Source organism: Actinomadura luteofluorescens, from assembly GCF_013409365.1.
Taxonomy (GTDB): domain Bacteria; phylum Actinomycetota; class Actinomycetes; order Streptosporangiales; family Streptosporangiaceae; genus Spirillospora; species Spirillospora luteofluorescens.
Genome location: NZ_JACCBA010000001.1, coordinates 1,070,437 through 1,083,128, shown reverse-complemented (window position 1 = coordinate 1,083,128; position 12,692 = coordinate 1,070,437). Strand labels below are relative to the sequence as shown.

The following is a 12,692-nucleotide window of genomic DNA, read 5'->3' as shown; positions in this document are numbered from 1 at the left end:
GTCGGCGCGCTCGGCCGGGCCGCGGGCGGCGGCTCATGGCGGGACTTCGCGGATCACGGCCTGGCCGGGTCGTAGAGGTCGAAGAAGTTGGCCTCGCCGCGGTCGAAGCGGCGGTCGTCGTCGTCGAAGAAGCCCTTGAACTCGTTCGGCTGGTAGAGCTTGAACAGCTTGGCCGGGGTGCCGGAGGCGCCGGAGGCGTCCAGGATGGCGTTGGCGGCCTTCCGCCCGGCCTCGTTGGCGCCCTCCATCGTCGCCAGGTTGATGTCGGCGCGGACGTAGTCGGAGGCAAGGAACAAGTTGGGCAGGGCGGTGGCGGCCTCCGGCCGGTGGTTCCAGGAACTGGGCCTGTTGATGAGGAGTGGTTCGTCGTTGGCGGCCTGCGAGGTCCCGTTCCCGGTGATGGCCGGGTCGATGAAGTAGGAGTGGATGTTGGCGTCGTTGAGGATGATCCCGTTCCAGGGGAGAGCCTTGCGGATCTGCGCGACGACCTCCTTGAAGATCTGGTCGGAGGTGCAGTCCCTGGCCGCCTTCCCGTAGAGGATGCCGGGCTTGTCCCAGGCGGAGAGGTCGATCGACAGGCACTCGTTGACCTCGCCGTTGCCGTAGGTGGTGCCGAACCTCTTCTTCCAGAACTGGGCCTGGCTGATGGAGGTCAGCGCCCACGGCTGCCCGGCGTAGGCGACGTGCCCCTTGGCCAGGTTGATCGGCTGCCGCAGGTAGATCATGATCCCGTTCATCCAGTCGGTCGTCAGCTCGCGCAGCGACCGCAGGCTCGGGTCGGCGGCCAGGATCTGGTCGTTGAGCAGCGGGACGGCGCGCTCGACCGGGACCGCCAGCACGTAGTAGTCGGCGTCCACGGTGCCGCTGCCGGAGGCGCCGGTGATCTCCGCGCCGCTGATCTTCTTGTCCTGGACGTCGAGCCGCGTGAGCGTGGCGTCGGACTGGAAGGTCACGCCGAGCGACTTGAGGTAGGCCACCCACGGGTCGATGAGCGCCTCGTTGGTCGGGGCGTTCAGCAGCCGGTCGGGAGCCTTGTAGCCGCCCAGGCCGAGGGTGCTGTAGACCCACGCCTCGGCCATCAGGCCCATGGTGTGGGCGTTGGCCTTGTCGGGCTTGGCCGCCACGAGGGTGCCGGTGAACATCTCCACCAGCAGCTCGTTGTAGGGCTTGGACATCTTCTCGGCGTGCACGAACTGGGAGAAGCTCATGTTCTCCCACTGCTGGTAGCGGCGCTTGGGCCCGCTGGTGACGAACGCGATCATCTTCTGGAGGAAGTAGCCGACCTCCACCACCGGGACGGCGCCGGCCACGTTGAGCGCGGTCTGCAGGAAGGCCAGCAGCGAGTCCGGGCTCAGCGTGCCGATGATGCTGCCCTTCGCGGGAAGGGTGAACTTGGTGCCCTTGTAGAAGGCGGCGACCTGGTCGCCCGCGACCAGGTTCTCGAAGGCCTTGCCGCCGCCGGGCAGCGGGATCCGGGACATGGTGTCGGGGAGGTTCTGGTAGAAGCCGGGAAAGAACCGGAACCCGTGCTCGGCGGGCAGGTCCTGGCGGCCTCCGCCCGCGGTGTTCGGGACGGGCATGCTGCGGCACTTGCCGCCCCAGGCCTTGCGCTCGTAGACGGTCACCTGGAAGCCGCGCTCGGCCAGCTCGTGGGCGGCCGACAGGCCGCCCATCCCGCCGCCGAAGATCGCTACCCGGCGTCCGGCGGCCGCGCGGCCGGTGCGGGCGGCCCGGCGCGCGGTGGGCGCGGCCGCCGCGGCCTGCCCGGCGCCGAGGGCGCCGGAGGCGGCGAGCGCCCCGGCCGCCGCGATCGCCCCGGTGACGAACCGGCGGCGGTCCAGCCCGCCGCCGCCCGCCCGCCCGCTCGGTTCCGGCTCGCTCTGGGGCGACGGGTTCTGCGATGGAGTCTTGTCCTCCACAGCGCACTCCTTGGGAGGTGGTGTGCTAACCGACACTCATGTCGGTTGCGGATGGCCCCTCACTATGAGCACGCCGCCGCGGGCCGTCAAGCCCCCGGTGCGATCTCCGCCGGCGGGCGCGCCGGGTCACCGCGGCCGGCCGAGACCGTTCCACAGCAGCCTCGCGACCCCCTCGACCAGCAGGGATCTGGGCATGTCGGGGTTGCGCTCCCACCACTGCGCCACGCCGTCCAGACCGGTGATGATGAGCTCGACCATCGCCTCGGCGATCGGTTCGCGGGGGTCGACGCCCATCGCGCGCATATCGTCGGCGAGCAGGGAGGTCACCGCCTGGGCTCGGGACTCCCGGATGCCCTGGCGGGCGATCCGGATCTCCGGATCGTCCTCGTTCGCGTGGTCGAACAGCAGTTTGCGCGCGGCGGACCTCGTTTCGGTGAAACTGAAATAGGCGTCGATGGTTGACCGCATCCGATCCTCGGCCGCTCCCACCGCGGTGATGCGAGCACCGACATGGCTCATCAGCGCCGTGTTCTGCTCCTGCACGACGGTCAGCAGCAGCCCGCGCTTCGAGGGGAAATGGTCGTACAGGACCGTCCGGGCCACGCCGGCCCGGGCGGCGATCTCGCCCAGCGACGTCCCGTGGTAGCCCTTGCCCGCGAAGAGCTCCAGCGCCGCGGCGGTGATGACCGCCCGCCGCGCCGGCCCCCGCATCCGCGTCCTGGGCGGATTCTTGCCCATGGTCTTGACTCCCGTCTTCCGGTGCGGCCACCCTAACCGACATGAGTGTCGGAAAAGCGCGACCGCGGCCGGCGCCCGGCCGGCCCGGCGGGGCGGGAGGCCCACGCGTGCGGCGCCGCACGATCTCGATCGCCGTCGTCGGCAGCGGGTTCAGCGGGATAGGCCTGGCCATCGCCCTGAAAAGGGCCGGCTTCGAGGACATCACCATCTTCGACGGGGCCGACGGGCCGGGCGGCGTCTGGCGCGACAACACCTACCCCGGCGCCGCCTGCGACGCGCCCTCCCACCTGTACTCCTACTCCTTCGAACCCAAGCCCGACTGGTCACGCCGGTTCGCGGAGCAGCACGAGATCCTCGCCTACCTGCGGCACTGCGCCGACAAGTACGGCCTGACGCCGCACTTCCGGTTCCGGACGACGGTCACCGACGCGCACTTCCACGCCGCGACAGGACGCTGGCGCCTGCACACCGGCGATGGCGGAGTTCACGAGTACGACCTGTTCGTCGCCGCATGCGGGCAGTTGTCCAACCCGGCCGTGCCCCGCCTGCCCGGGCTGGACCGCTTCGCCGGCACCGCGTTCCACTCCGCCCGCTGGAACCACGACCACGCCCTGGAGGGCAGGCGCGTCGCCGTCGTCGGCAACGGCGCCAGCGCCGTCCAGTTCGTCCCGCTGATCGCCCCCGCCGCCGCGCACCTGACGATCTTCCAGCGGGAGGCGCACTGGATCAGCCGCAAACCCGACCGCCTCTACCCGCGCCGGCGGCACGCCCTCAACCGCCGCCTGCCCGCGGTGCAGAGGCTGTCGCGGCTGGGGATCTTCCTGTGGTTCGAGCTGGTCCTCAACCCCGCGCTGGTCTCCCCGCGCGGCCGCCGCGTCCTGTCGGCGCCCGTCCGCCTGCTGTGCCGGTACGCGCTCCGGTCCGTCCGCGACCCGCGGCTGCGGCGGCGCCTGACACCCCGCTACGAGCCGGGGTGTAAGCGCATCCTCACCTCGAGCGAGTACTACCCGGCGCTGAACCGCCCCGACGTCGCCGTGGTGGACAGCCCCATCGTCGAGATCACCGGCCACGGCGCCCGGACCGCCGACGGCGGCCGCCACGCCTTCGACACCCTCATCTGGGCCACCGGGTTCCGCTCCCAGGACTTCGTGGCGCCCATGCGCGTCTTCGGCGCGCACAGACAGGAGCTCAACGCCGCCTGGAAGGACGGCGCCCGCGCCTACCTCGGCCTGGCCGTCACCGGATTCCCCAACTTCTTCCTCATGTACGGGCCGAACACCAACGTCGGCTCCGGCTCCATCGTCCACATGCTCGAAAGCCAGGCCGCTTACATCGTCCAGGCCGCCCGCCTCCTCGCGGGAGGCGCGACCTCGATGGACGTCCGCGCCGACGTCCTCGACCGCTTCGACGCCGCCGCCCAGGAGCGCCTGTCCACCTCCGTCTGGAACGAGGGGGGCTGCGACAGCTGGTACCTCGACGCCGACCGCCGCAACACCAACAACTGGCCCGGCTCCATGACCGGCTACCGCCGCCGCACCCGCCGTCTCGACCCCACCGACTACCACCTCGAACACTGACGGGGGCCGCTCGCCCCGATGGACGCGGAGTACGGGATCCCTAATGCACCCTCACGACTACCACTACCGGGACGGCATGGCTCTGCGGCCGGCGCCCGAGACCGCGCAGGCCTCACCGCTCTGGCTGACCGAGCCCCATGTCGAGCAGTTCTCACCCTGGATCCCGGTGCGGGCCGATCCCGTGCGGACACCGCTGACCCGGCTGTTCGACGACCACCGCTGGCAGGGCGACGAGCCGATGGACGCCGTCGTCCTCGCCTTCACGAAGATCGGGATGTCGCGCGGCCGCAGGATGCTCGACCAAGCCCTCGACCGCGGCATCGACGCTGTCGAGGACGCGCCGCCCGCGCTCGTCGAACTCTTCCGCCACCTGGACCATCCTCCGGAATGGTTCGACGCCGGCACCTGGGAGCGGGGACGGCGCCTGTGGATCAACGCGTCCCTCGCCGGAAAGACCACCATGATGCTCAGCGACGCCATGGGGACCTTCGTCGGCGCCGAGGTGTCGGCGGCGACCGGGCAGACGCGCAGGTTCCTCGCGGACTTCCGCCGCCGCGAACTGGAGACCGTCACCTGGTTCCACGACGTCACCCGGCCCGGGGGCGCCGACCGGCATTCCGAGGTCTTCAAGAGCATCGTCCGGGTCAGGCTGATGCATGCCCAGGCGCGGCTCGCGCTGCGCCGGATCTGGGGGGACGAGCATTTCGCCCGGCACGGCAACCCCATCTCCAACGCCATGACCATGGGCGCCGCGGTCACCTTCGGCCTGCTCCCGCTCCTGTTCGACCACGCCCACGGCCGGCGGGTCACGCCGGCAGACCTCGACAGCGTCATGCTCTACTGGGCCTACATCGCCCACCTGATGGGCGTCGCCGACGAGCTCATCCCCCGCGGCGCCGTCGACGGCCTCCAGATGGCCCACCACATGATCCTCACGGCGGGCGGCCCGACGGAATGGACCGACATCACGGTCAGGGCGGCCTGCGACCACCTGCTCAGCAGCAACCCGGTGCTGCGCCGCCTGCAGATCCACGCATCGGCCCCGCTGCTCGGCCTGGTCTCGGCCCTCACCGGCGAACCGCTCGTCCGGGCCCTGCTCCGCGCCTCACCCTTCGCGACGCTGCGCCTCCAGCCCTGGGAGTGGATCGCCGGACGCCTCGTCCACCTCAACGTGGCCGTGCGCCGGATCGGTGACCGCCTGCCCGGCGCGCGGCGCAGGAGGGACGCGAGGGCCTGCCACGGTGACGCGTGGCAGCGGCGGGGTGTCGCCCTGGCGTCCAAGCTCGCCGCCAGGTCCGGGGTCGCCGGGACTCCTTACGACCACCACGACACGAGCGTGGGCTGAGCGCTCACTCGCCGAGTCCGGTCCACAGCAGCCGCATCGCGCCCTCGACCAGCATGGACCTGGGCATGTCGGGGTTGCGCTCCCACCACTGCGCCACCCCGTCCAGCCCCGAGATGATCAGCTCGACCATGGCCTCGGCGATCGGCTCGCCGGGCTCGACCCCCACCGTGCGGACGTCGTCGGCCAGCAGCGCCGTCACCGCGCGGGTCCGCGATTCGCGGATGCCCTGCCGGACGATCTGGACCTCCGGGTCGTCCTCCCCGGTGCGGTCGAACAGCAGGCGCCGGGCGTCGGGGCGGCTCTGGGCGAAGCTGAAGTAGGCCTCGATCGTGGACCGCATCCGGTCCTCGGCGGTGCCGGAGGCCCTGATGCGGGCCCCCACGTACTCGATCAGCGACGCGTTCTCCTCCTGCATGACCGCCAGAAGCAGCACGCGCTTGGACGGGAAGTGGTCGTACAGGACCGTCCGCGCCACCCCGGCGGCCGCCGCGATCTCACCGAGGGACGTGCCGTGGTAGCCCTTGGCCGCGAAGACCTTCACGGCCGCGGCCGTGATCAGGGCCCGGCGGGCCGGCGCGCGCAACCGCGGCTTGGGACCGGCATCGGCCATCGTTGCAGTTCCTCCGTCGGATGGTGGACGACCATTATCGTCCCCGCCCGGCGGCGAGCAGGACTCCGGCGCCGCCGAGCCCGAGGCCGGCGATCACCAGCGGGCCCAGCGCCTGACCGGTGACCAGCCAGGCCAGCACCGCCGTCACCGACGGGGTCAGGAAGAACACCGTGCTCACCCTGGTCGCCGACGAGCGCGACAGCATCCAGTTGAGCAGCAGGAACGCCGCGATGGAGTTGACGAGCACCATCCACGCGACCGACCCTCCGAACGCCGTCCAGTCCGACACGCGCGGGCTCTCCAGGGCCAGGCTGAGCGGGCCCACGGCCGCCGCGCTCACGAGGACCTGCGTGGCGGTCCCGGTCCGGATGTCCATGTCCGGGACGAAACGCTTCTGGTAGAGGGTGCCGAGGCTGAGCCCGCCCAGGCCCGCCAGGCACAGCGGGACGCCCCAGGCCGACAGGCTCACCCGGTCGGCGACCGCGAGCACCACGCCCGCCGCGCCGAGGGCGAAGCCCAGGGCCTGCCGCCGGGTGACGGTCTCGCCCAGCAGCCGCGCCGCCAACGCGATCACCACCGGGTTGAGGCCCTGGACGAGCGAGATCACGGCCGCCGGGTAGTGCAGGGCGAGGGCCGTGTAGAAGCAGCCGAACTGCACCGCCTGGATGAGCAGCCCCGTGACGGCGACGTGCGCCAGCGCCCGCCCGCGCGGCCACCGGGCCCGCGTGACGAGGGCGTACGCGGCGAGCAGCGCCCCCGCGACGGAGAACCGCGCGAACATCAGCAGCAGTGGCGGGGCCGCCCTGACGCCAGGGACGCCCGCCACGAAAGCGCTGCTCCACAGGACGGTGAACAGGGCGGGCGCCAGCGCCGCTCCCATCGTCCTCCGGCTGCCGTCCCTCCTCCGGGCGGTGGCGGCGGGGTTATGAGTGCTGGTCGGCGGGGGAGGAGCGGGGGTCCCCGGCTTCATCGAGGGTCCTTCCGTTACGGGGGCGGGCACACGCGACCGGCCCGCCCGGCCGCGGGGCGGCACGGGTGGGCGGGCCGGCGCGTCGGACCGGGGGAGGGCGGTCAGGACGTGCGCAGAGCGATCAGGACGTGCGCAGGGCGGACCGGCGCAGATCCCACAGGGCGTCGTCGGAGGTGCACGCGCCCGCGGCGCCGTGGCGGAGCGCCTCGGAGACGTCCGCCTCCTCCTGGACGAAACCGGCGGCCAGGTACGGCACGCCGAGGTCGCGCGCCTCGCGCTCGATGTAGCGCAGCATGACCGCGGGCATGAGCTGGACGAGGTCCGGGTGGGACCGTCCGATGGACTGCACGCTGCGGTGCAGGTTCGAACGGTCCGTGACGAAGACCTTCTGCATGGTCAGCAGGCCCAGCCCGCCCGCGCGCTCGATGATCGCCGCGCGGGTGGAGCAGACCCCGATCGCCCCGATCCCCTTGAGGTAGGTCAGGGCGCCCGGGTCGTGCCCGAGGCCGGGCGTCGAGTCCATGTTCACGAAGACGATCTTGCGTGCGGCGACCGTCGCCGCCACCGTGGCCTCCAGTTCGCCGAGCGGTACGGACGCCAGGATGCCGAGCGGCGCCGACCGGGCGGCGAACCGCTCGGCCATGGCGACCCCCACGATCGAGGCCATGACCGGGTGCTCGGCCAGCGCGGCGAGCAGCCGCCGGTCCACGGGACGTTTCGGACGATGACCCACAAAATCACCCTATGTGCGCTCAGATGTCCTCGGAGAACCCGGGCAGACCCAGCTTCCCCGGGTTCATGATCCCGTTCGGGTCGAGGGCTCGCTTGACCGCCGCCAGGGTGCCGAATCCGCTGCCCAGGGAGGGCCGCACGTAGGGCGATCGGAGCAGTCCCACGCCGTGGTGGTGGCTGATCGCGGCGCCGTGCCGGATCAGCACGTCGTTGGCGGCGTCCCAGGCGGCCCGGTACCACTCCCGCCGGCGGAAGCGTTCCACGTCGCCGCGCAGGGAGAAGTACAGGCAGGCCCCGTCGGTGTAGGCGTGCGACTGGTGCGCGGAGGCGCGCAGCGTCCCCGGAACGGCCTCCACCGCCGCGATCACCTCGTCGTAGAGCGCCGTGAGCGACGACCACGGCGCCGCGATCTCGCAGGTGTCCGCGACGAAGCCGGGTCCCTTGGCGAACCCGTCGCCCGACTTGCCCACGATCATCCGCTCGTCGAGCCAGCGCGCCAGGACCGCGTCCCCGTCCAGCGTCACCGGAGCGCGGGCCGCGCAGACCTCCTTCGCCACGGCCATCGTCGCGTCCACCAGCACCGGGTCGCCCTCATCGGCGATCAGCAGCAGGCTGGTGTCCGGCTCGCCGAAATGGGTGCCGCTCTCGTGCGCGTCGTAAAGGCGCAGCACCGCGGGGGTCGCGCCGCGCTGGAGGATCTCGCGGCAGGCGTCCAGCCCGTCGGCGAACGTGGCGAACCCGTACGCCAGGCCCGACGCGTACGCGGGCAGCCGGTGGGTCCGCAGCCGCAGCCGGGTGATCACGCCGAGCGTGCCCTCGGAGCCGATGAACAGCTGCCGCAGGTCGGGGCCGACCGCCGCCCGGGGGTGGGTCCCGAAGCTCGCGGACGATCCGTCGGGCAGGACCACGTCCAGCCCCACGACCATGTCCTCGATCTTGCCGTACCGGGTGGAGAGCTGGCCCGCCCCGCGGCAGGCCGCCCAGCCGCCGACCGTGGAGATCGCGAACGCCGACGGCCAGTGCCCCGCGGTGGCGCCGTGGACCTCCTGGAGCTCCTTCTCGAACAGGTCGCCGAACATCCCCGCCTGCACCTCGACGATCATCGATTCGGCGTCGAAGGACAGGATCCGGTCGAGCCGGCAGACGTCGAGCACGACCCCGCCGGACACCGGCAGCGCCGCGCCGAGCACGTTGCTGCGCCCCGCCGACACCGTCAGCGGGACGCGGTGCGCGGCGCAGATCCGGACCACGGCGGCCACCTGCTCCTCGTCGGCCGCCTCGACGACCACCGCCTCGGGGGTGGCCGGGCGGCCGTCGGTCTCGCCGATGGACGTGCCCGCCCACCAGTCGCGGGTCCGCCGGACCACCTCGTCCCGGGCGGTGTGCACGGCGGCCGCGGCCGCGCGCAGCTCGGCGACGACCGCCTCGGGCACCCGGACCACGCCCTCCTGCAGGCTCGCCTCGCCGTCGCCGGGCGGGCAGTCGGCGGCCCAGCGCGGCGGCGTGGGCGCCCCCACGACGTAGTCGCCGCGGTTGAAGGGGTGGGTGATGGTCTGCCTGCTGATCAACTGAGTTCCTCCATCAGTACGGTCCGCTCCCGCTCGACGCCGGAGACGTAGTCCTCGATCTGCCGCCCGGCCTCCTCGTCGGACAGCCCCAGCTCCCGCTGCAGCAGCCGCGCGACCTCCGGGGCCGCCTTGACCGACAGGTCACGGGCGAACAGCCGCATCCGGGTGCGGCGCGACAGCACGTCGTCGACGGTCCGCGCCATCTCGCACCGGGCCGCGTACACGACCTCGGCCCGCAGGTGCCCGCCGCCCTCGATGACCGGCTCGGCCAGCGAGGCGTCCTCGGCGATGAGGTCGGCGACGAAGCGGGCCTCGGTGCCGTACCGCTCGCCCAGGTGCGCGCCCAGCCCCCCGGTGGCCGAGGTGGCCTCCGCGTCGTAGCCCGACCCGCCCAGCAGCGGAAGGCGGACGGTGCGGCAGCGCGCCGTGCGGCCGAGCTCCTTCAGCGCCTCGTCCACGACCAGCTCTCCCATGTGGCGGCTGGTGGTGAGCTTCCCGCCGGTCACGGTCACCAGCCCGTGGGCGTCGGTGGTGATCTGGTGGTCGCGGCTCATGTCGAGGGTGGCGCCCTCCTTGCCGCCGACGAGCGGCCGCAGCCCTGCGATCGACCCGACGACATCGTCCGCGCCCAGTCCGGCGTCGAACGCGGTGTTGGCGCCGTCGAGGAGGTACTGCATCTCCTCGCGCGTGCACAGCACCTCGTCCAGCGGCCCGTCATAGTCGGTGTCGGTGGTGCCGACCACCACCACGTCGCCCCATCGGGTGCACGTGGCGCGGCGGGCCCGGCCGGGAACGGGCACCGTCACGGTCCCGTCGATCGGCAGCCGGGTCCACGGCACCACGATGTGCACGCCCTTGGCGGGACGGACGCGCGGCCGGTGGCCGGGATCCGACAGCGCGTCGAGCGTGTCGGACCAGACCCCCGTCGCGTTGACGACCACCCCGGCGCGCACGTCGATATCGCGGCCGTCGACCTGGACGGTGGCGCCGCGCACGCGCCCGCCCTCGCGGACCAGGCCGCGGCACGCGGCGCCGTTGAGGACGGCCGCGCCGAAGTGCGCGGCGGTCCGCGCGATGGTCAGGGTGAGGCGGGCGTCGTCGGTGCGGCTGTCGTAGTAGAGCAGGCCACCGCGGAGGCGGTCGGCGCGCAGCCGGGGCGCGCGGACGAGGACCTCCGGCGCGGTGAGCCGCCGGTGGAGCCGCCCGATGCGCCAGCCGCCCGCCAGGTCGTAGGTCCACAGCAGGCCCTCGAACGCCTTGGCGATGCGCGGGTCGAACACGCCGTCCTGCGTGAGCACGGGGAACACGAAGGGGAGCCGCTGCACCAGATGCGGGGCGTTGCGGCGCAGCCGCTGCCGCTCCAGCAGCGAGCGCCGCACCAGCGGAAGGTTGCCCTGCTCGATGTAGCGCAGGCCTCCGTGCACCATCTTCGAGGACTTGGAGGACGTGCCCGAGGCGAAGTCGTCCCGTTCCACGAGGGCGACCTTCAGCCCCCGGCTGACGGCGTCCAGCGCGGTGTAGGCGCCGGTGACGCCGCCGCCGACGACGAGCACGTCGAACCGCTCGGCGGCGAGCCGTTCGATCTGCGCGGCGCGGTCCAGTGCCAGCGGGGTGCGGCGGACCGCGTTCCTCGCCTCTGGCCTCGCCTTGCGTTCGGTAAGCCGGATCACGACGTCGATTCCTTCGTTGAGTGGGTGGGGACATGGCGGGCCAGCAGGTCGCGCCACGCGGCGCGGGCCTCCCGGCGGTCGCCGTCGGCGAGCTCGGGCTCGAACACCGGGGCGGTGCCGAGCCCGGCGACGGCCGAGGCGAGATCGGGCCACAGTCCGGCGCGCACGCCGCCGAGGTAGGCGGTGCCGCGCAGGCTGGCGGTCTCATGGGCGAGGGCGCGGCGTACCGGCCGCCCGATCAGGTCGGCCTGGGCGGACATCAGGGCGTCGCTGCCGGCGAGGCCGCCGCCGCAGACGAGGTCGGTGACGGGCCGCCCCATGGCCTCCTCCACACCTTCGAGCAGGTCGCACACCGAATGCGCGAAACCGTCGAGGACGCCGCGGGCGAGCTCGGCCCGGGTGGTGGACAGGCTCAACCCGGCGAGGAGCCCGGTGGCCTCCGGGGCCCAGACCGGCGTGCGCAGCCCCGCCAGCGCGGGCACGAACCGCACGCGGGACGGCCCGGAGTGCTCGCGGGCCAGCTCGGCCAGGTGCCGGGGCGACTCGAACAGCCCGATCTCCTCGCAGAGCCAGCGCACCGCCGAGCCGGTCGTCGCGGCGTACCCCTCCAGGCTGAACAGCGGCACGCCGCGCGAGCGCCAGGCGAGCAGGGTCAGCACGCCGGGCACCCGGTCCCGGCGGCCGGGCGGCCGGTCGCCCGCGACGGCGTCCAGGAACGTTCCCGTCCCGTGCACGCACATCGCCTGGCCGGGCCGGTGCGCGCCGAGCGCGACCATCGCCGCGTGCTGGTCGCCCATGACCGACAGGATCGGCAGCCGCACCCCCAGGACGGACGGGTCGGTGGAGCCGAAGTCCCCGTCCTCGTCCACGACGGACGGCAGGATGTCGGGCGGGCAGCCGAGGAAGTCCGCCCACGGCCGGTACCAGTCGCCGGTCCTCAGGTCGTAGGCGCCGGCGGCGACGGCGTTCGTCGCGGACATGACGTGCCGGGCCCCGCGGGTGAGCTTCCAGACCAGCCAGGTGTCGATCGACCCGAACACCAGCCGGCCCCGCTCGTGCGCCCGCCGCGCCTCCCCGTTCCGGGCGATCTCCTCCGCCGCCCACAGCAGCGGGGCGCGGGACCCGACCGGCCGGCCGGTGCACTCGGCGAGACGCTCGTCCCAGTCCGGCTCCCACTCCCGCAGCCGTCCGGCGTAGCGGCGGTCCTGCCACACGACGGCGGGACTCAGCGGCTCACCGGTCACCGCGTCCCACAGCAGCACGGTCGCGCGCTGCGTGGAGATCGACACCCCCGCGATCTCCACCCGGTCAGCGGCCGCCCGCTCCAGGGCCGTCCGGCAGACCCGGACGGTGTTCTCCCAGATCTCCGCCCCGTCCTGCTCCACGCGCAGGTGGTCGGGGGAGCGCACCGAGATCGGCAGGTACGCGGCCGGTACCGCGCCGCCGTCGTCGAGGACGACGGCGGCGCGGGTCCCGGTGGTGCCCTCGTCGATGCTCAGCACGCCGCGCCGGCGTTCTCTGATCATCTGCGAAACATTCCTCTCCTCAGCGCGTCCGGACCGG

Annotated in this window: 10 protein-coding genes; 2 read left to right on the top strand and 8 right to left on the bottom strand. The window is 73.0% G+C overall.

The features are described from left to right. Nucleotides 1–53: 53 nt before the first annotated feature. Together BJY14_RS04700 and BJY14_RS04695 are read right to left on the bottom strand one after the other, a co-directional pair. On the bottom strand, nucleotides 54–1,919 hold the full coding sequence (locus BJY14_RS04700) for a hydroxysqualene dehydroxylase (protein WP_179842474.1): 1,866 nt from the start codon (nucleotides 1,917–1,919) through the stop codon (nucleotides 54–56). Nucleotides 1,920–2,045: 126 nt separating this feature from the next. After that, entirely contained in the window at nucleotides 2,046–2,657 is a 612-nt protein-coding gene (locus BJY14_RS04695) for a TetR/AcrR family transcriptional regulator (protein ID WP_179842473.1), read from the bottom strand. Between the two features lie 107 nt (nucleotides 2,658–2,764). On the opposite strand from BJY14_RS04695, the gene BJY14_RS04690 reads away from it, so the two are divergent. Further along, the gene (locus BJY14_RS04690) at nucleotides 2,765–4,234 is read left to right on the top strand and encodes a flavin-containing monooxygenase (protein ID WP_312878977.1); all 1,470 of its coding nucleotides are present in this window, start codon (nucleotides 2,765–2,767) and stop codon (nucleotides 4,232–4,234) included. 43 nt (nucleotides 4,235–4,277) lie between these two features. Beyond that, nucleotides 4,278–5,579: an oxygenase MpaB family protein gene (locus BJY14_RS04685; RefSeq protein ID WP_179842471.1), complete on the top strand. Its 1,302-nt coding sequence runs from the start codon at nucleotides 4,278–4,280 to the stop codon at nucleotides 5,577–5,579. Between the two features lie 4 nt (nucleotides 5,580–5,583). On the opposite strand, the gene BJY14_RS04680 is transcribed toward BJY14_RS04685, so the two are convergent. The 6 genes from BJY14_RS04680 to BJY14_RS04655 all read right to left on the bottom strand — a co-directional run bounded on the left by BJY14_RS04680 (nucleotide 5,584) and on the right by BJY14_RS04655 (nucleotide 12,655). Next, entirely contained in the window at nucleotides 5,584–6,189 is a 606-nt protein-coding gene (locus tag BJY14_RS04680) for a TetR/AcrR family transcriptional regulator (protein WP_179842470.1), read from the bottom strand. A 34-nt stretch (nucleotides 6,190–6,223) separates the two neighbouring features. Then, nucleotides 6,224–7,069 carry a DMT family transporter gene (locus BJY14_RS04675; RefSeq protein WP_179842469.1) on the bottom strand — a complete coding sequence of 282 codons (846 nt, stop codon included), beginning with the start codon at nucleotides 7,067–7,069 and terminating at the stop codon, nucleotides 6,224–6,226. Between the two features lie 211 nt (nucleotides 7,070–7,280). After that, nucleotides 7,281–7,892: a glycerol-3-phosphate responsive antiterminator gene (locus BJY14_RS04670; protein ID WP_218905107.1), complete on the bottom strand. Its 612-nt coding sequence runs from the start codon at nucleotides 7,890–7,892 to the stop codon at nucleotides 7,281–7,283. Nucleotides 7,893–7,911: 19 nt separating this feature from the next. Next, entirely contained in the window at nucleotides 7,912–9,459 is a 1,548-nt protein-coding gene (locus BJY14_RS04665) for an FAD-binding oxidoreductase (RefSeq protein WP_179842468.1), read from the bottom strand. Next, nucleotides 9,456–11,129, bottom strand: a complete 1,674-nt coding sequence (locus tag BJY14_RS04660; RefSeq protein ID WP_179842467.1) for a glycerol-3-phosphate dehydrogenase/oxidase — start codon at nucleotides 11,127–11,129, stop codon at nucleotides 9,456–9,458. Before BJY14_RS04660 ends, BJY14_RS04665 begins: the two co-directional genes overlap by 4 nt. After that, the gene (locus tag BJY14_RS04655) at nucleotides 11,126–12,655 is read right to left on the bottom strand and encodes an FGGY family carbohydrate kinase (RefSeq protein ID WP_179842466.1); all 1,530 of its coding nucleotides are present in this window, start codon (nucleotides 12,653–12,655) and stop codon (nucleotides 11,126–11,128) included. Before BJY14_RS04655 ends, BJY14_RS04660 begins: the two co-directional genes overlap by 4 nt. Nucleotides 12,656–12,692 lie beyond the last annotated feature (37 nt).

What these genes read in the sequence shown, in the direction of transcription:
- BJY14_RS04695 (WP_179842473.1), bottom strand. Translation starts at nt 2,657, where the DNA reads ATGGGCAAGAATCCGCCCAGGACGCGGATGCGGGGGCCGGCGCGGCGG.
- BJY14_RS04685 (WP_179842471.1), top strand. Translation starts at nt 4,278, where the DNA reads ATGCACCCTCACGACTACCACTACCGGGACGGCATGGCTCTGCGGCCG.
- BJY14_RS04680 (WP_179842470.1), bottom strand. Translation starts at nt 6,189, where the DNA reads ATGGCCGATGCCGGTCCCAAGCCGCGGTTGCGCGCGCCGGCCCGCCGG.
- BJY14_RS04675 (WP_179842469.1), bottom strand. Translation starts at nt 7,069, where the DNA reads ATGGGAGCGGCGCTGGCGCCCGCCCTGTTCACCGTCCTGTGGAGCAGC.
- BJY14_RS04655 (WP_179842466.1), bottom strand. Translation starts at nt 12,655, where the DNA reads ATGATCAGAGAACGCCGGCGCGGCGTGCTGAGCATCGACGAGGGCACC.